Below are 16,941 nucleotides of genomic sequence, written 5' to 3' on the forward strand. Positions count from 1 at the left end.
GACGACGCCGCCGCGGTGGCGCGGCGAGCGGATCAGTCGTAGTCCGAGTACTTCTCCGCGTAGGTCGAGTAGTCGTCCTCATCCTCGGGACGTTCCTCGTGATCCATGGCTCGGGAGGACGGTTTGCTGCTGCGCAACTCCCGCTGCAACGCCGAATAGTCGGTCTGCGGGCTGAAGTACTTCATCTCCCGCGCCTGTCGTGTCGCCTTCGCCTTTTGACGGCCGCGCCCCATGGCGTGACCCCCTCTGCGTCTCGTGTCCGATCGGCGGTACCGTGTTGAGCACACAGTACGGCCCCGGAGTGTCTTGTCAGTTTTTCGTGTGTCCAGGGTACATGTTTTGTACGCTTCTCGCGCACCCGCACGCCGTGCGTCCACCCCGGGCGAATCCCGGGCGAATCCCGGGCCCTCACGGCGTGGTTCGAGGAAACTCGCGGGGCGAATCCGGCCGGTACAGTGAAACGGCCCCGGCGGCGCAGTCCGCACATTCCCCGCACCAGAGCAGGTTTGCCATGAGTTCATCCCCGCGGAGGGTCCCGCCCTCCGAGAGTCCGTATCCCCATGACACCCACCCGGGCCTGGTGCCCGGGGTCTCGGTGGAGGAGCAGCGGGTGCGCTACCGCACGGACAAGATCACGTTCGGGGTCGCCGGAGCACTGATCGTGGGGTTCGTGGTGTGGGGTGCGGTCTCCACCGAATCGCTCACCACGGTGTCCAAAGGTGCGCTGGACGCGGTGGTGACCTACGGCGGATGGGTCTTCACCTTGTTGGCCGCCGTGATGCTGTTGTTCCTGCTCTTCGTGGGGTTCTCACGCTACGGCCGGATCCCTCTGGGCAAGGACGGCGAGGAACCGGCCTACTCCATGGGGTCGTGGATCGCCATGCTCTTCGCGGCGGGGATGGGCGTGGGGCTCATCTTCTTCGGTGTCTACGAACCCGTCACGTACTACATGACCCCTCCCCCGGGACGCGCCGCGGCGCAGAGCTACCACGCGATGCATTCCGCACTCGCACAGACCATCTTCCACTGGGGACTGCAGGCGTGGGCCATCTACGCGCTCGTGGGGGCGGCCGTGGGCTACGCGGGCTATCGCCGTGGGCGGCCCCTGCTGATGTCCGCGATCTTCGGCCAGCGCGCGCACCTGAGCGTAGGCGGGCGGCTCATCGACATGTTCGCGATCGTGGGCATCCTCTTCGCGACCTCCGCCTCCCTGGGATTGGGCACGCTGCAGATCGGCCGCGGTCTGCAGATCATCACCGGTCTCGGTGAGGTGGGCAACGCGGTGCTGATCGCGATCATCGCGGTGCTCACGTGCGTGTTCCTGATCTCCGCGGTCTCCGGCGTGGCCAAGGGGATCCGCAGGCTCTCGAACTTCAACATGGTGCTCGCGGCCGTGGTCGCGTTCTTCCTGTTCGTGGCGGGCCCCACCGTGTTCCTGCTGAACTTCATCCCCTCGGTCGTGGGCACGTACTTCGGTGAGATGTTCCAGATGCTGTCCCTCTCCGCGTCCTGGGGCAGGGAGGCCGAGGAATTCATGCGCTCATGGACCCTGTTCTACTGGGCGTGGTGGGTTTCGTGGGCGCCGTTCGTGGGCGTGTTCGTGGCCCGCATCTCCCGCGGGCGCACCCTGCGCCAGTATGTGAGCGTGGTACTGCTGGCACCCACCGTGATCTGTGTGCTCGCGTTCTCGGTCTTCGGCGGCACCGCCATCTGGTTGCAGCGCGACGGCGTGGACATCGCGGGTGCCGCGTCCCCCGAGGACATGCTCTTCCGCGTCCTGGACGCCCTGCCGTTCGCGCAGATCACGCCCATTGCGATCATCGTGCTGCTGGCCGTCTTCTTCATTACGTCCGCGGACTCCGCGACGCTCGTGATGGCGTCCATGTCCCAGCAGGGCAAGCCCGAACCGGACCGGAAGATCATCATCTTCTGGGGTGTGGCCCTGGCCGGGGTGTCCTCCGTGATGCTCGCGGTGGGCGGGGCGAACGCCCTGCAGGGTCTGCAGGACCTCGTGACCGTGGCGGCGCTGCCGTTCGCGGTGATCCTGCTGGCCCTGATCCCGGCGTTCCTGCGGGACCTCTCCACCGATCCCATGAGTCTGCGCCACCACTACGCGCGCACGGCGCTCGACAACGCGGTACGCCAGGGCATGGACGAGCACGGGGACGACTTCGCCCTGGAGGTCCGCCACCAGGAGGGCCCCGCCGCGGCCGGTCACGACGTGGACTCCACGGGGGAGCGCATGAGTTCGTGGTACCAGCGCACCGACGAGAACGGTCAGCCCGTGGAGTACGACTACCGTCAGGACACCTACGTGGACGCGCGGCCGGCCGTGGCCGATCAGCCGGCCGCGGGCGAGAGGCCCACCGTGGATGAGCGGTCGCCCCGGAACGGACGACCGCCCGAGCAGCACTAGGCTCCTCGGGCGGTCTCGGTCACCGCGAACGCATCCGCGGTAGCCGGGGTGTCACTCGTCGACGATCTCCGCGTCCACGACGTCGTCGCCGCTGTCCCGCGCCGGGGCGTCGTGGGCGTGCGCGGCGTCGTCGTCCTGCGGGTCGTCGCCGTGCGAAGCCGTGACAGTCAGGCCGTCCTGGGCGACGTCCGGGTTGACGTCCACGAGCACGGTGTCCCCGTCCGTGATGGCGCCGGAGAGCAGCCCGCGCGCCAAGCGGTCACCGATCTCGCGCTGCACGAGCCGACGCAGCGGGCGGGCACCGTAGGCGGGGTCGTAGCCCGTGATACCCAGCCACTCGCTAGCCCCGGGCGTGACCTCCAAGGACAGGCGCCGCTGCTCGAGACGGTGCGCGAGCTGGGCCACCTGGATGTCCACGATCTTGGCCAGGTCCTCGGTGCTCAGCGGGTCGAACATGATGATGTCGTCCAACCGGTTGAGGAACTCCGGCTTGAACGAGGCGTTGACCACGCCCATCACGGCGTTCTTCTTGGCCTCCTCGTCCATGGTGGGATCCACCAGGAACTGGCTGCCCATGTTCGAGGTCAGGATCAGGATCACGTTGCGGAAGTCCACCGTGCGGCCCTGCCCGTCGGTCAGGCGACCGTCGTCCAGGACCTGCAGCAGGATGTCGAAGACCTCGGGATGGGCCTTCTCGACCTCGTCGAGCAGCACCACCGAGTACGGACGACGCCGCACGGCCTCGGTCAGCTGCCCACCCTCGTCGTAGCCCACGTACCCCGGAGGGGCACCGACCAGGCGTGAGACGGAGTGCTTCTCCGAGTACTCGGACATGTCGATGCGGATCAGGGCGCGCTCGTCGTCGAACTGGAAGTCCGCGAGGGACTTGGCCAGCTCGGTCTTGCCCACGCCCGTGGGACCCAGGAACAGGAACGAGCCGATGGGGCGGTCCGGGTCCGAGATCCCCGCGCGGGAACGCCGTACGGCGTCCGCGACCGCACTCACGGCCGGCTTCTGCCCGATCAGGCGCTTGCCCAGCAGCTGCTCCATGTGCAGCAGCTTGTCGGACTCGCCCTGCAGCATCTTGCCCGCGGGGATACCGGTCCACGCGGAGATCACCTCGGCGATGTCGTCCGCGGTAACCTCCTCCGAGACCATGGTGTCATGCCGGGCCCCGGCCTCCTCCTGCGCCTGTGCGGCGTCCAGGTCCTTCTGCAGAGCCGGGATCTCGCCGTACAGCAAGCGGGAGGCCTCCCCCAGGTCACCGTTGCGCTGGGCGCGTTCGGCCTGCGAGCGCAGGTCGTCGATCTGCGCCTTGAGGTCACCCACGCGGTTGAGTCCGGCCTTCTCGGCCTCCCACCGCGCGTTGAGGGCATCCAGCTCGGCCTCCTTGTCCGCCTTGTCCTGGCGCAGAGCGGCCAGACGTTCGACGGACGCGGGGTCTGTCTCCCCGTCCAGGGCCAGTTCCTCCATGGTCAAGCGGTCCACGGAGCGGCGCAGCTCGTCGATCTCCTCCGGGGCGGAATCGATCTCCATGCGCAACCGGGACGCGGCCTCGTCAATCAGGTCGATGGCCTTGTCCGGGAGCTGACGGCTGGGGATGTAACGCTGGGACAGTTGAGCGGCGGCAACGAGGGCCGAGTCCGCGATCTGCACCTTGTGGTGCGCCTCGTAACGCTCCTTCAATCCGCGCAGGATCGCCACGGTGTCCTCGACCGAGGGCTCCCCCACGTAGACCTGCTGGAACCGGCGCTCCAGGGCGGCGTCCTTCTCGATGTTCTCGCGGTACTCGTCCAGCGTGGTGGCACCGATCAGGCGCAGCTCACCGCGGGCCAGCATGGGCTTGAGCATGTTGCCCGCGTCCATGGACCCCTCGGACGCACCCGCGCCCACGACCGTGTGGATCTCGTCGATGAACGTGACGATCTGACCCTCGGACTTCTTGATCTCGTCCAGGACGGCCTTGAGGCGTTCCTCGAACTCCCCGCGGTACTTGGCGCCGGCCACCATGGACCCCAGGTCCAGGGAGATCAGGGTCTTGCCGCGCAGCGACTCGGGTACGTCCCCGGCCACCATGCGCTGGGCGAGGCCCTCGACCACGGCGGTCTTACCCACACCGGGCTCACCGATCAGCACGGGGTTGTTCTTGGTCCGGCGCGAGAGCACCTGGACCACGCGGCGGATCTCCGAGTCACGCCCGATCACGGGATCGAGCTTCCCCTCGCGGGCGATCGCCGTGAGGTCCGTGCCGAACTTCTCGAGGGACTGGAAGGTCCCCTCCGGGTCCGGGCTGGTGACCCGGCGGTCACCGCGCACCTGCGGGATGGCCTGTGCGAGCGCCTCCGTGGTCACGCCCGCCGCCTGCAGCGCCTCGGCGGTCTTGTCGCGTCCCGCGGCCAGACCGTAGAGCAGGTGCTCGGTGGAGACGTACTCGTCCTTGAGGTCACGCGCGTAGTTCTCCGCGGCCTGCAGTGCCTGCAGCGCGGTGCGGCTCAGCTGGGGCTGGGCCGTGGAGGTCCCGGATGCGCTGGGCATCTCGTGGATGATGTTGCTCGCCTTGATGGACACGGCGTCCGCGTTGGCACCGGTGGCCTGTAGGACAGCGACGGCCACGCCGTCGCGCTGGTCCATGAGCGCCTTGAGGACGTGGGCGGGCTCGATATTGGGGTTGCCCGCGGTCGCGGCATTCGACGCTGCAGCGCTCAGGGCTTCTTGAGACTTGGTCGTGAACTTGGTGTCCACGGCGGCTCCTTCCGACAGTAGTGATGACGTTGATTTCAGTTAACTTGAGTCTACTACGCTCAACTTGATACGGGAAGCCCGATATTCCGCTCAGCGCGAAATGATTTGTCAATTCATTTTCCATTTCGAGTTTTCGGCCTAACCGGGTGGAAATAGATTATCGAATGCTCTATACCAATCCCCCGATAATATGTAGCCTTATTAAATCCACCACATGCTGTAGGAAAGGTGCCACTATGAGCAACAACAACGATCAGCGTCGAGCTGGTCAACAGACCCACTCCCAGGGTTCCACCGAGGTCCCGTCCAAGAAGGACGTCGCCGCGGAATCCGGCAAGGTCGAGGCGCAGCAGCTCAAGAACGAGGCGGCTGGATCCGGCCGCCGCGTGAAAGAGACCGCCAAGGAGCAGGCCGTCGCCGCCAAGGACGAGGCCATGGGCCAGGCGCACGACCTGTGGGGCCGCCTCAAGGAAGACCTACAGGGCTACGTGGGCCAGCAGCAGGAGCGCCTCGCATCGACCGTCCGCTCCGTGAGCGATGAGGTGGACGCCATCTCCCAGGGCAAGAAGCCGGAGACCGAGTACGTCAGTGGCCTGCTCGGCAACGCCTCGGGCACCGTGAACTCCCTCGCGTCCTCGCTGGAGAACAAGGACCCGCAGCAGCTGCTCGGTGACGTACGCCGTTTCGCTGCCCGCCGTCCCGGGACCTTCCTGGCCATCGCGGCCGGCATCGGTCTGCTCGCCGGGCGCGCCACGCGCAGCGCCAAGGACAGCGACGAGATCGGCAACGACCACCACGACACCGTCGCCCGCACCCAGGCACCCGCGTACGGCACCCCCAGCACGGGTGACACGTACGCGTACCGCAACGACACCCGTGGCGAGGGCACCCGCACCTACACTGACCGGGTTCCCGGCACGGTCTACCCGGATCAGCGCGACGCGCAGGTTCCCGGCACCACGTACCCCGGTCAGGGCGACACCCAGGTCCCCGGCACCACCTACCCCGGACAAGGCAGTGAGCGTCGATGAGTCACCCCATTCCCCCGTCGGAACCCGAAGAGCGGGCGGAGCACGAGTCGCTCGGTGAGATGTTCAAGTCTCTGAGCACCAACCTGACCACCCTGATCCAGCAGGAGATCGCGCTGGCCAAGGCCGAGGCGAACATGGCGATCCAGAAGGCCACGGACTCCGTAAAGGTCACAGGTAAGGGCGCGGGGCTGTTGGGAGGCGCCGGTGTGGCCGGCCACTTCGTGCTCCTGTTCCTATCCCTGGCCCTCATGTGGGCCCTGGGCAACCTGGTGGGTCTTGGCTGGTCGGCCGTGATCGTGGCGGTCATCTGGGCGATCATCGCCGCGATCCTCGCCGCGGTGGGCAAGAAGAACCTGGACCGCGGCAAGCGCAAGATGGCCCAGGCCACCAAGGACCCGCTGCCCCGAACCCGCGAAACCGTCAGCGAAATTCCGGATACCGTGAAGCCTTCCAAGGAGACCCGATGAGCCAGCAGAACCCTGATCAGATCCGCGCCGATATCGAAGCCACCCGTGCACGCCTGAATGCGGACGTGGACGCCGTGGCGGAGAAGGTGACCCCGGAAAAGGTGGTCGACCGTCAGAAGAGCAAGGCCCGCCACAAGATCCAGGACGTCCGTGAGTCCATCATGGGCTCCGCAGAGGACGCCCGGGATACAGGCCGCGACCTTCGTGACGAGGCCTCCCACCGCATGGACCAGGCCGGCGAGGCCATCAGCAACGCCCCGGCGGCCGCCCGGGCCAAGACCCGTGGCAACCCCATGGCCGCGGGCCTGATCGCCCTCGGTGCCGGTTGGTTGATCGGTTCCCTGCTGCCCTCGAGCCAGAAGGAGCAGGAGCTCGTGGCCGAGGCCGCCGACCGCGTCCAGCCGCACCTGCAGAGCGCCATGGATTCCACCAAGGAAACCGCGCAGGAGATCGCGGACGACCTGAAAAAACCGGCCAAGGAGGCTGCGGAGTCGGTCAAGCAGACCGCGCAGTCCGGCGCCCAGGAGGTCAAGGAGCAGGGTCAGCAGGAAGCCGGCCAGCTCAAGGGCTCCGCGCAGGAGCACGCCAAAAACGTCAAGGACGACACGCAGCGGGCCTGATCCGCTCGTAATCGCACCCTAGGGCCCCTGACCGGGAACGGTCAGGGGCCCTAGGGCCTTTCTCACCCCTGCGTCGGGCATAATGGAGGTGGGACGCGCGTGCGCTCCCCAGAGTTCTCTCCCCACCCGCAGTCTCCAAAGGAACCCGCCGTGGACACCGATTCACCGTCCGATGAGACCACCCCGCGCAAGCCGAGTCGGCTGCAGCGTTTCAACAAGGTGGTGATGCGCTTCGTGGGACCGGCCAACCGCAGCTCCATGAACCTGCGGGGCAACACCGAGATGACCCCCGAGGCCCAGGACTGGTACCGCAACCTCCAGGACGACTACGAGATGGTCAGGGATTCAGACGGCCGCAGCTATCTGCGCCGTCGTGATCGCTAGCGCCCGCGGCACCCGGTCTCACGTCCAGACCCCGGAGGTCCCGCGGCGGTGACTGCCCACCAAGTGGGTGTCCACCATCCCGATCGCTTCCATGAGTGCGTACATGGTCGTGGGACCCACGAACACGAACCCGCGCCGTTTCAGTTCGCGGGACAGGGCCCTGCTCTCATCCGAGGTGGTCGGGACGTCCGCGAAGCGATCGGGATGCGGGGTGCTGCTCGGCATGAAGGACCACACGAGGTCCGCCAGACCGCCGTCCTCGCGCAGAGCCACGGTGGCTCGCGCGTTCGTCACGGTCGCCTCGATCTTGCGCCGGTTGCGGATGATCCGCGCGTCCCCCAGGAGCCGCTCGACGTCCCGTTCGTCCATGGCCGCCACGGCCTCCGGGTCGAAGCCGTGAAAGACCTCCCGGAACGCCGGCCGTTTCGCGAGCACCGTGCGCCATGACAGCCCGGATTGGAACGCCTCGAGCGTCACGCGCTCGAACAGCCCGTTCTCGTCCCGCACCGGCACGCCCCACTCGTGGTCGTAGTACTCCCTGAGCAGCGGGTCCGAGGCCGCCCATCTGGGCCGGGCGAGACCGTCCGCACCGATCACGAGATCGGGATCACTCATGCTGCCTCCCCTTCGTGCGCGGTGGGTGCCCGGAGCTCGAAGAGTGCGCACTCGGCATCGTAGTACGCTCGGCTGAGACCGCGGTGGGTCATGCCCAGGCGACGACACACGGCCTGCGACGCCCGGTTGGCTGGGTGCGTCACGGCGACCACCCGGTCCTGACCGTGCTCGAAGGCGTGGGCCAGCACGGCACGGGCCGCCTCCGTGGCGTATCCGCGTCCCCACGCGCGCGGGTGCAGGTGCCACCCGACCTCCACGTCGGTCGCGGTGTTCGTGCCGGAATCGGGGATGGGCTTGAGCAGCAGGGTCCCCGCGAGGGCGTCGACCAGGTCGACGATGGCCCACACACCGAGCACCGGCTCGTGCGCGTAGCCCTGGTCCCAGCCCCGGATCTTCTCCCGGGCCTGCCCGTCCGAGCTCACGCGCTGCGTGCCGTCCCCGATGTAGCGCTGCACCTCGGCGCGCGCATACAGGTCACGCACGAACGCGGCGTCGTCCGCGCGGTAGGCACGCAGCATGAGTCGCGGCGTGCGCAGCGGCACCGTCACAGTCGTTCCCGGGACGACGACGTCGCGCTCGCCGGCGCGGGCCCGGCACCGGCGGCGTCAGAGGCAGCGTCGAGACCGCGAGGGTGCGCCTCAAGGCGGTCCAGGCGCTCGTCCTCCGTGAGGGGCTCACCGCGCAGCCGGCGCGCCGTGACGCGCAGATCCGTGAGCGCGAGCAGCACCAGGGCGACCGCGAGCGCCACGGACAGCACGCCAAAGATGTTGACAAACCCGTAACCCAACTCCACGTACTCAGCGCCGACCGCATGGGTGAACAGGGACTGCATACCGTGGGCGGTGGAATCCGGGAGGAAGAACCCGAAGCACAGCGTGATCACCCATGAGGCCACCGCGGTGAGCATGCCCCGCCGGCTCATGGCGTGGGACGGGTAGCTGAGTGCGTCCCGACGGAACAGCGCCGCCGCGATGACGTGTAACAGCAGGATGGGCAGCCCGATCGCCGCCGCGTAGACCGGGGTGAGGGAGCCGAGCAGACCCGCGACGCCCCGGCCGAAGCCGACCCACAGGGCCAAGGCCGCGGCCACCGCGATCATGATTACCGGGAAGGCGCCGGACAGCGCGGATCCCGGTCTGTGATGGGCGGACGCGGGATCGGAAGCACTCATACGTCCATCGTAGGGCGCGGTCCGTGTCGGGGCGGGCAGGTACCGTGGGGTCATGAGTACCCACGACTTCCCGCAGGCCGTCCTCTTCGACCATGACGGCACCCTGGTGGACACCGAACCGCTGTGGGAACTGGGCAAGCAGCGGATCGTGGTCGCGCACGGGGGTGAGTGGACCGAGCGGGACACCCAGGACACCCTGGGCAGGCCGCTCGCGACCACCGTGGAGCGGTTGAGCGCGCTGGGCGTACCGGGGTCGCTGGACGAGGTCTACCGCGAGTTCTACGGGGTGCTGCAGGCGGTGTTGGAGGAGAACCCGCCCACGTTCATTCCCGGGGTCGTACCTCTCCTGGAGGACCTGGACCGTGCCGGGATCCCCGCGGCGATCGTCACGAACGCTACCTCCGAGGTGGCCCGCTACAGCGCGTCCCTGGCCCCGGACAACCTGTTCCGGGTGATCATCGGGGACCAGGAGGTGGCCCAGGGTGTCAGGCCCAAACCGGATCCGGACGCGTACCTTGAGGCCGCCAGGCGTCTGGGCGTGGCGCCCGGGGCCTGCGTAGTCGTGGAGGATTCGCCCTCCGGCGCGGCGTCCGGCGTGGCCGCGGGGATCACCACGGTCGTGGTCCCGGGGGTGCAGCAGGTCCTGCCCGGACCCGGCATCGTGCACGTGGCCGATCACGCGGCGCTCACCCTGGACTTCCTGCGCGGTCTGGCTCCTGCATAGCGCGGCGGCATCCCGACGACGCCGCCTCCGGCCCCGGGGTTCGCCGGTAAACTGGGGTCCCATATCCCACCCCCGATGCTTCCGAAAGGTGGCCATGACCTACCCCCTGGCTGTGCTTTTCGACCACGACGGCACCCTCGTGGACACGGAGCCCCAATGGGCGGCCGCCAAGCGCAAGGTCGCGCAGCGGTACGACCAGAGCTGGACCGTGGAGGACGATCACGCGACCCTCGGGGGGACCGTGCCGGATGCGGCCCGCAAGTTCGTGGAACGCGGGGCCACCGATTCCGTCGAGGACATCACGCAGCAACTCGCCGAGCACGTGATCGACAGCATGGACGACCGCGTACCCTTCCTGCCCGGCATGCGCTCGCTGTTGAGCGAACTGAGCGAGGCCGGTATCCCGGCGGCGATCGTCACGAACGCGCTGAGCTCGGTCGCGGGGACCACCGCTGCTGGCGCCCCGGACGTGCTCACCCGGATCGTCTCCCAGGACGATGTGACCCGTCCCAAGCCGGATCCCGAACCGTACCTCACGGGTGCCGAACTGCTCGGAGTCGCCCCGCGGAATTGCGTGGCCATCGAGGACTCGGAACCGGGGGTGCGCAGTGCGGTTGCCGCGGGCATGACCGTGGTGGTCGTCCCGGGTGACAAGCCCGTCCCCGACGGCCCGCACCGGGTGTTCGTCAACGCGCACGAGGACATCACCCTGGACTTCCTGCGCTCGCTCACTCCTCCGGAGTAGGCCCGCGGGCATGATGCCGGAACCGCCCCGGCCCGAACCAGCAATAGAGAACTCCCGGTCCGATGACTCATCAGACCGGGAGTTCTCCACTGGGAAGCGCAGTTCCGCGAGCACCGTTCCACCCCGGGGTCGAGGTGGGACAGCGCTCGCGGCGACCCTCGCCGAGCGATCAGCGAGTGGGCTGACCCGCCCGGTTGTTCTCACGACGCCGCTGCGCCGCCGCCGTGGCGCGGTCCGGAACCCGGTCCGCCCCGTGGCCGCGCTGGGCGGAACCGCCGCGGGCGGAGCGGGACGCGCCGGGGCGTGCGCTACCGGAGGCCGCGCCATCGACGCTGCCACCGCGGCGTCGTTCACTGGAGCGAGCCTGCGAACGCCCGTTCGAGGGACCGCGCCCGGCACCGGCGTCGCCGGAACGAGCACCGTTGCCGCGTCCGGCGGCCTGAGCGGAACCGCGACCGCGGCCCCGGCCCGAACCGCCACGGCCACCGCGGCGGGACCCGGAGGCACCCCCGCCGGAACGGGAAGCGGAAGGCGAGCCACCGGTCGCGCCGGCCGGGGTGGCACCCGGCGCAACGCGCTCGGCGCGCTCGCCCACGAGGTCCTTCACGACCTCGGAACCGGGTGCGACCTGGTCCACCCGGGGCGTGACACCGGCCTTCTTCATGAGCTTGTTGACGTCCGAGCGCTCCTCGGTGGTCGCGATCGTGATCACGGACCCGGAGGCGCCGGCCCGCGCCGTGCGGCCGGAACGGTGCAGGTAGGACTTGTGCTCGGCGGGCGGGTCGATGTGTACGACGAGTTCGACGTCGTCCACGTGGACACCGCGCGCGGCCACGTCCGTGGCCACGAGGACCCGCACGTCACCCGCGGAGAACGCGGCGAGATTGCGGTCCCGCGCGCCCTGGGACAGGTTACCCTGCAGGTCCACCGCGGGGATCCCGGCCTGGCTGAGCTTCTTGGCCATCTTCTTGGCGCGATACTTGGTGCGGGTGAACATCATCCGCCGACCGGTGCCCGACGCGAGGGTCTCGATCAGCGCTTGCTTGTGATCGCTGTCGGTGACCAGGACGTGGTGGTCCATGGTGGTCACCGCGGCCTGGGCGTTGTCCGCCGAGTGCAGCACCGGGTCCTTGAGGAACTTCTTGACCAGGATGTCCACGCCGTTGTCCAGGGTTGCGGAGAACAGCAACCGCTGGGAGCCCTTGGGGGTGCGGGACAGGATCCGGGTGACCACGGGCAGGAAGCCCATGTCGGCCATGTGGTCGGCCTCGTCCAGGACGGTCACGCGGACGTCGTCGAGCGTGAGCAGACCTTGCTTGATGAGGTCCTCGAGCCGGCCCGGGCAGGCCACGACGATGTCCACACCGCCCGCGAGCGCCTTCTCCTGGTGCTTCTGGGAGACACCGCCGAAGATCACGGTGGTGTTCAGCCCCGCGGCCTTGGCCAGGGGCGCCACCGTGCGATCGATCTGGGTCGCGAGCTCACGCGTGGGAGCCAGCACCAGGCCGGTGGGGCGGTTCGCCCGGCGGGCCACGCGGGACGAACCGGGGGCGAGTCCCGCGAGCCGGGACACGAGCGGCAGCGCGAACGCGACCGTCTTGCCCGAGCCGGTGCGGCCGCGGCCGAGCACGTCACGCCCGGACAGTGAATCGGGGAGGGTTTTCTCTTGGATGGGGAAAGCTTCCGTGATGCCCACGCGGGCGAGGTCAGCGGAAAGCGCCTCGGATACACCGAGGTCTTCAAAGGAATGAGACAAAGAACGTCTTTCAGGTTGGTCCGCGCGAAACGATTCCGCGCGCACGCGCCATGTTGGGGCGCGAACTGCGCGCCTCGGACCGGCGCGCCTCTACCCCGCAATGTGTACGGGGGAACCTGACCATTCTACACGCGTGCCGGAACACCCGTGACCCGCGGGTGTCGCCGCTACTCAGACCGCCGTGTACCCGCCATCCACCAGGAAGTAGCCCCCGGTGATGAAGGACGCGCCGTCCGAGAGCAGGAACGTGGTCAGCTGAGCCACTTCCTGCGAGGTGCCCAGCCGCCCCATGGGGTGCTTGTCGATCAGTTCCGACAGCGTCTGCGGGGGCAGGTTCTTGAGCAGCGGGGTGTCGATGTAGGCGGGACCCACCGCGTTCACGCGTACGCCGCGTCGGGCGTAGTCCACGCCCGTCTGCTTGGTGAGACCCACCAGACCGTGCTTGGCCGCGGTGTACGCGCTGTTGCCCACGGCAGTGGCCACGGTGGAATGGATGGAGCCGATGTTCACGATGGCCCCTCCCCCGTGCTGTTCGATCACGGGCAGCTGGGCGTGCATCCCGTAGGCCACGCCGGTGAGATCGATCGCGAGCGTGCGCTCCCACGCCTCGATATCGGTCTCCCCGAGGGCCTCCATCTGCCCGCCCACGCCAGCATTGTTCACGGCGTAGTGCAGTCCGCCGTAGGTCTGCACCGCGAAGTCGACGGCGGCCACGGCGTCCTCGCGCTTGGAGACGTCCTGGTGGATCCCGGCGGCGTCCCCGCCGTCCGCCATGATGGCCTGGACCACGTCGTCGATCCCGGTGGCATCGATGTCCGTGACCACCACCTTGGCGCCCTGCCGGGCCAGGTGTTTGGCAATGGCCTCACCGATACCGGAGGCGGCGCCGGTGACCAGCGCGACACGGGACGTGAACTCTGGCATGACAACTCCTGGCGTCGAATCCATGGGGACCGCTTCCAGTCTCACCCGTGTCGCCGCCGACCACCAGGGCGTGCGGCAATGAGTCAGGACGCCGTCACTCGTCGTCCTCCGCGTCCCGCTCCGCACGCAGCTTCTGGGCGGCCTCTTCCTCCTCCGCCTTCTGTTCGCGCACGACCTCGGTGAGCAGCTTGGTCATCTCCTTGGCCACACCCGCGGCGGACTGGGGGTTCTGCCCCGTGACGAGGCGCTCGTCCACCTGGACGTTCTCCTCCCAGTTGTCGGCGAGCTTGACCGTGGCGCCCTGTTCCTCGAGCTTGTCCTGGAGCAGGTACGGCACCACGTCCTGCTTGCCCACGACTTTCTCCTCCGCATTGGTGAATGCGGCCACCTTGCGCCCGGACAGCAACGCCACGCCCGTGCCGAGCTCCACGTCCACGAGGCCGGCGGGGCCGTGGCACACCGCGCCCACCACGCCACCGGAGTCGTAGACGGACGCGATGAGCTTCTGCAGGTCCGCGTCCCCGGTGAAGTCCCACATGGTGCCGTGCCCGCCCACGAGGTAGACGGCGTCGTACTGGGAGGGGTCCACCACGGAGACCCGCGGCGTGTTGTAGAGGGACGCCTTGACGGTCTCATCCTGCGTGAACTCCACTTGGACGGGGTCGTCCTCCTGGACCTCGTCACGCGGGGGCTGACCCCCGGCGATCGAGGCGAAGTCCACGAAATAGCCGGCGTCCCGGAAGACCTTCCACGGGTGGGACGCCTCGGCTACGTTGTAACCGGTGGCCTCCCCCGTGTCTCCCAGGGTGTCCTGGCTGGTCAGCACCAGGAGGATCTTCTTCATGGTCTCGATGTCCATGGTTCTCCTTTCCGAGGGCGCGCGGTGCGCGCGACGTGGCACCACAGTAGACATCGCACCGTGGGCGGCGTCCGTGCGTTCACTGTCGGCATGTTGCACCCACCCCGCCGCCGTGAAAAGGCCCGCTGTTAGGATGAACAGCGATCCCCGGTGGGTACCCAGGGCCCTGCTCCGCCCCCACCGCACCTCCCGACGAAAGGCCCAGTCATGCGCATTTCCAACGCCATCCTGCGCGGTGTCCCCGGCGCGTTCCTGCTCCAGTCCGGCTACGGCAAGCTCGGCATGGACGCCGAGTCCGCCGAGGGCCTCAAGCAGTTCGCCTCCACCGGTGTCCCCCAGTTCGCGGACTGGGACTCCCAGACCTTCACCAAGTTCATCGCCGGCACCGAACTGGCCCTGGGCACCGCCCTGCTGACCCCGTTCGTGTCCAAGCGCCTGGCCGGCGCGGGTCTGCTCGCCTTCAGCGCCGGGCTGCTGAGCATGTACTTCCGCAACTCGGACATGACCCAGGAGGATGGAATCCGCCCGTCCGAGCAGGGCCTGACGCTGTCCAAGGACGCGTTCCTGGCCGCCATCGGCACGGCCCTCGTGCTGCAGAAGTAACGCAAGCACCACGCTTTCCCGACGACGCCGCAGTGGTCCGCCACTGCGGCGTCGTCGTCTTCCCTGCCGGGACCGCGCCCCCGGGACGCGCGCCGAGCTGCTACGTTAGTCAGCAATTCGCACCGTTGCTCACGGAAAGCTCCGTACCCCCATGGAAACCCTCCAACACAATCTGGACTTCGTTCGTGACCTGATCTGGGGACCGTGGCTCCTGATCCCCCTGCTGCTGGGAACGGGGATCTTCCTGACGTTCCGCTTGCGCGGCATCCAGTTCCGACTCTTCACCAAGGCCATGAGCCTGGGATTCGGGCGCCGTTCCCGGGCCACCGGGGAGAAGGGCGACATCTCCTCCTTCGCAGCGATGTCCACGGCGCTGGCCGCCACGGTGGGGACGGGCAACATCGTGGGTGTGGCAGCGGCCATGTCCATTGGCGGCCCCGGCGCCCTGTTCTGGATGTGGATCACCGCGCTGTTCGGCATGGCGTCCAAGTACGCGGAGTGCTTCCTGGGCGTGCGCTTCCGCACCCGGGACACCGCCGGTCAGCTCACCGGCGGACCGCAGGTGTACCTGGCCCGCGGCATCCCCAACAAGTTCGGCCGCTTCCTGTCCGTGATGTTCGCGGTGTGCTGCGTAGTGGCCACGTTCGGGATCGGCAACATGACCCAGGGCAACGCGATCGCGTCCAACCTGGAACACACCTTCAACGTCTCCCCCGTGATCACCGCCGTGGTCCTGGCCGTGGGCACCGGGCTCGCTCTGCTGGGCGGGATCCAGTCGATCGCCAAGGTCACCACATACATGGTCCCGCTCATGATCGTGCTCTACATCGGTTCGGGGCTGTACATCATCGGCGTGAACTACCAGGGAATCCCCGAGGCGCTGCGCCTCATCTTCACCGGCGCGTTCACCCCCATGGGTGCCGCCGGCGGTTTCGTGGGCTCCACGGTGCTCATGGCCATCCAGATGGGTGCCGCCCGCTCCCTGTTCTCCAACGAGTCCGGCATGGGCACCGCCTCGATCGCCGCGTCCGTGGCGCAGACGAGCCACCCCGTGCGTCAGGGTCTCGTGTCCATGACCCAGACCTTCGTGGACACCCTGGTGGTCATCTCCATCACCGGTTTCGTGATCCTCACGACCGGAGTGTGGAACGGCGCGGACACCGCGACCATGACCTCCGTGGCGTTCTCCACGGGCCTGCCCGGTTCGTGGGGCGGGATCGTGGTCACCATCTGCCTGGTGCTGCTGGGTTACTCCACCGTCCTGGGGTGGGCGTATTACGGCGAGCGCAACGTGGAACGCCTCGCGGGTGCCCGAGCGGCCATCGTGTACCGCGTGGTCTTCTCCCTCGCGGCCGGTCTGGGCGCCCTCGCCCCGCTCACGCTCGTGTGGTCCTTCTCGGACATCATGAACGGGCTCATGGCCATCCCCAACCTGATCGGGCTGATCATCCTCTCCGGCCTGGTGGTCCGGGAGACCAACCTGTATCTGAAGAACGATCCCAAGTTCAACGCCACGACCGATCAGATCGACGCGTTCATGGGCACCCACCCCGGTGCCCTGGACGCCCAGATCCACCACACGGTGGACCTCTCTTCGGCCAACCCGGCGCTGTCGGAGACAGGTACGCTGCCCGTGGTCCCGCCCGCCGAGTCCCCGCGCGCCGGGGCCGCTACCGGTGCGGCACCGGGGGGCGACGCCGCGGCGTCGTCCGCCGAGCGCGACTGACGGTCCCGCACCCCGGGGCTTTCGCCCCGGGGCATTCCCACACCGGGGCGTTCCCCGCGGGGTGCGGGACGGGCCGAGCGGCGGTCTCCCCGGCGCTCTCGCCGGGCGCCAGCGACGTCGCGTGGCGAGAGCGCGCTCAGGGTGTCGTGGGCGACGGG

Annotated in this window: 17 protein-coding genes; 9 read left to right on the forward strand and 8 right to left on the reverse strand. The window is 68.4% G+C overall.

Translation table 11 applies throughout. The features are described 5' to 3' along the window. Positions 1–32: 32 nt before the first annotated feature. A complete protein-coding gene (locus tag J1M36_RS08010) occupies positions 33–233 on the reverse strand; it encodes a DUF3073 domain-containing protein (protein ID WP_064846353.1) in 201 nt (66 codons plus the stop codon). 278 nt (positions 234–511) lie between these two features. Between J1M36_RS08010 and J1M36_RS08015 the strand changes: the two genes are divergently transcribed. Then, on the forward strand, positions 512–2,416 hold the full coding sequence (locus J1M36_RS08015) for a BCCT family transporter (RefSeq protein WP_064846352.1): 1,905 nt from the start codon (positions 512–514) through the stop codon (positions 2,414–2,416). A gap of 51 nt (positions 2,417–2,467) precedes the next feature. Here J1M36_RS08015 and clpB read toward each other — a convergent pair whose 3' ends face one another. Continuing rightward, positions 2,468–5,158 carry an ATP-dependent chaperone ClpB gene (gene clpB / locus J1M36_RS08020; RefSeq protein ID WP_193519001.1) on the reverse strand — a complete coding sequence of 897 codons (2,691 nt, stop codon included), beginning with the start codon at positions 5,156–5,158 and terminating at the stop codon, positions 2,468–2,470. A 236-nt stretch (positions 5,159–5,394) separates the two neighbouring features. Here clpB and J1M36_RS08025 point away from each other — a divergent pair, with 236 nt between their 5' ends. The 4 genes from J1M36_RS08025 (at position 5,395) to J1M36_RS08040 (ending at position 7,660) form a co-directional block, all read left to right on the forward strand. Then, positions 5,395–6,189: a hypothetical protein gene (locus J1M36_RS08025; protein ID WP_206479018.1), complete on the forward strand. Its 795-nt coding sequence runs from the start codon at positions 5,395–5,397 to the stop codon at positions 6,187–6,189. Continuing rightward, positions 6,186–6,656, forward strand: coding sequence for a phage holin family protein (locus tag J1M36_RS08030; protein WP_064846349.1), 471 nt, complete (start codon positions 6,186–6,188; stop codon positions 6,654–6,656). The genes J1M36_RS08025 and J1M36_RS08030 overlap by 4 nt, the downstream gene beginning before the upstream one ends. Then, positions 6,653–7,276, forward strand: a complete 624-nt coding sequence (locus J1M36_RS08035) for a DUF3618 domain-containing protein (RefSeq protein WP_064846348.1) — start codon at positions 6,653–6,655, stop codon at positions 7,274–7,276. The genes J1M36_RS08030 and J1M36_RS08035 overlap by 4 nt, the downstream gene beginning before the upstream one ends. A gap of 150 nt (positions 7,277–7,426) precedes the next feature. Continuing rightward, positions 7,427–7,660, forward strand: a complete 234-nt coding sequence (locus tag J1M36_RS08040) for a hypothetical protein (protein ID WP_064846347.1) — start codon at positions 7,427–7,429, stop codon at positions 7,658–7,660. Between the two features lie 18 nt (positions 7,661–7,678). Here the strand turns inward: J1M36_RS08040 and J1M36_RS08045 are convergent, their stop codons facing one another. Genes J1M36_RS08045 through J1M36_RS08055 form a run of 3 tightly spaced genes read right to left on the reverse strand, consistent with a single transcriptional unit; the run spans position 7,679 to position 9,446 of the window. After that, positions 7,679–8,275 carry a DNA-3-methyladenine glycosylase I gene (locus tag J1M36_RS08045; protein ID WP_131332327.1) on the reverse strand — a complete coding sequence of 199 codons (597 nt, stop codon included), beginning with the start codon at positions 8,273–8,275 and terminating at the stop codon, positions 7,679–7,681. Next, complete coding sequence (locus J1M36_RS08050) at positions 8,272–8,823, reverse strand: GNAT family N-acetyltransferase (RefSeq protein WP_342358311.1); 552 nt, start codon at positions 8,821–8,823, stop codon at positions 8,272–8,274. Before J1M36_RS08050 ends, J1M36_RS08045 begins: the two co-directional genes overlap by 4 nt. Continuing rightward, positions 8,820–9,446, reverse strand: a complete 627-nt coding sequence (locus J1M36_RS08055; protein WP_241246967.1) for a hypothetical protein — start codon at positions 9,444–9,446, stop codon at positions 8,820–8,822. The genes J1M36_RS08050 and J1M36_RS08055 overlap by 4 nt, the downstream gene beginning before the upstream one ends. 52 nt (positions 9,447–9,498) lie before the next feature. Here J1M36_RS08055 and J1M36_RS08060 point away from each other — a divergent pair, with 52 nt between their 5' ends. Together J1M36_RS08060 and J1M36_RS08065 are read left to right on the forward strand one after the other, a co-directional pair. Further along, positions 9,499–10,170, forward strand: coding sequence for an HAD family phosphatase (locus tag J1M36_RS08060; RefSeq protein ID WP_193519004.1), 672 nt, complete (start codon positions 9,499–9,501; stop codon positions 10,168–10,170). A gap of 94 nt (positions 10,171–10,264) precedes the next feature. Then, positions 10,265–10,915, forward strand: a complete 651-nt coding sequence (locus J1M36_RS08065) for an HAD family phosphatase (protein ID WP_206479019.1) — start codon at positions 10,265–10,267, stop codon at positions 10,913–10,915. A 169-nt stretch (positions 10,916–11,084) separates the two neighbouring features. On the opposite strand, the gene J1M36_RS08070 is transcribed toward J1M36_RS08065, so the two are convergent. The 3 genes from J1M36_RS08070 to J1M36_RS08080 all read right to left on the reverse strand — a co-directional run bounded on the left by J1M36_RS08070 (position 11,085) and on the right by J1M36_RS08080 (position 14,454). Beyond that, the gene (locus tag J1M36_RS08070) at positions 11,085–12,671 is read right to left on the reverse strand and encodes a DEAD/DEAH box helicase (protein WP_064846342.1); all 1,587 of its coding nucleotides are present in this window, start codon (positions 12,669–12,671) and stop codon (positions 11,085–11,087) included. A 171-nt stretch (positions 12,672–12,842) separates the two neighbouring features. Beyond that, positions 12,843–13,595 (reverse strand): SDR family NAD(P)-dependent oxidoreductase, encoded by a 753-nt coding sequence (locus J1M36_RS08075; protein WP_064846341.1) that lies wholly within the window; start codon positions 13,593–13,595, stop codon positions 12,843–12,845. Positions 13,596–13,689: 94 nt separating this feature from the next. Further along, positions 13,690–14,454, reverse strand: coding sequence for a type 1 glutamine amidotransferase domain-containing protein (locus J1M36_RS08080; protein WP_206479020.1), 765 nt, complete (start codon positions 14,452–14,454; stop codon positions 13,690–13,692). Between the two features lie 207 nt (positions 14,455–14,661). Here J1M36_RS08080 and J1M36_RS08085 point away from each other — a divergent pair, with 207 nt between their 5' ends. Together J1M36_RS08085 and J1M36_RS08090 are read left to right on the forward strand one after the other, a co-directional pair. Next, a complete protein-coding gene (locus tag J1M36_RS08085) occupies positions 14,662–15,057 on the forward strand; it encodes a hypothetical protein (protein ID WP_206479021.1) in 396 nt (131 codons plus the stop codon). 151 nt (positions 15,058–15,208) lie between these two features. Beyond that, a complete protein-coding gene (locus tag J1M36_RS08090) occupies positions 15,209–16,783 on the forward strand; it encodes a sodium:alanine symporter family protein (protein WP_206479022.1) in 1,575 nt (524 codons plus the stop codon). Positions 16,784–16,941 lie beyond the last annotated feature (158 nt).

This window comes from Kocuria sp. KRD140 (assembly GCF_017168375.1).
Taxonomy (GTDB): Bacteria; Actinomycetota; Actinomycetes; order Actinomycetales; family Micrococcaceae; genus Kocuria; species Kocuria marina.

Coding starts and splice junctions, on each gene's coding strand:
- J1M36_RS08010 (WP_064846353.1), bottom strand. CDS start 233: ATGGGGCGCGGCCGTCAAAAGGCGAAGGCGACACGACAGGCGCGGGAG.
- J1M36_RS08015 (WP_064846352.1), top strand. CDS start 512: ATGAGTTCATCCCCGCGGAGGGTCCCGCCCTCCGAGAGTCCGTATCCC.
- J1M36_RS08025 (WP_206479018.1), top strand. CDS start 5,395: ATGAGCAACAACAACGATCAGCGTCGAGCTGGTCAACAGACCCACTCC.
- J1M36_RS08030 (WP_064846349.1), top strand. CDS start 6,186: ATGAGTCACCCCATTCCCCCGTCGGAACCCGAAGAGCGGGCGGAGCAC.
- J1M36_RS08035 (WP_064846348.1), top strand. CDS start 6,653: ATGAGCCAGCAGAACCCTGATCAGATCCGCGCCGATATCGAAGCCACC.
- J1M36_RS08045 (WP_131332327.1), bottom strand. CDS start 8,275: ATGAGTGATCCCGATCTCGTGATCGGTGCGGACGGTCTCGCCCGGCCC.
- J1M36_RS08055 (WP_241246967.1), bottom strand. CDS start 9,446: ATGAGTGCTTCCGATCCCGCGTCCGCCCATCACAGACCGGGATCCGCG.
- J1M36_RS08060 (WP_193519004.1), top strand. CDS start 9,499: ATGAGTACCCACGACTTCCCGCAGGCCGTCCTCTTCGACCATGACGGC.
- J1M36_RS08065 (WP_206479019.1), top strand. CDS start 10,265: ATGACCTACCCCCTGGCTGTGCTTTTCGACCACGACGGCACCCTCGTG.
- J1M36_RS08075 (WP_064846341.1), bottom strand. CDS start 13,595: ATGCCAGAGTTCACGTCCCGTGTCGCGCTGGTCACCGGCGCCGCCTCC.
- J1M36_RS08080 (WP_206479020.1), bottom strand. CDS start 14,454: ATGGACATCGAGACCATGAAGAAGATCCTCCTGGTGCTGACCAGCCAG.
- J1M36_RS08085 (WP_206479021.1), top strand. CDS start 14,662: ATGCGCATTTCCAACGCCATCCTGCGCGGTGTCCCCGGCGCGTTCCTG.
- J1M36_RS08090 (WP_206479022.1), top strand. CDS start 15,209: ATGGAAACCCTCCAACACAATCTGGACTTCGTTCGTGACCTGATCTGG.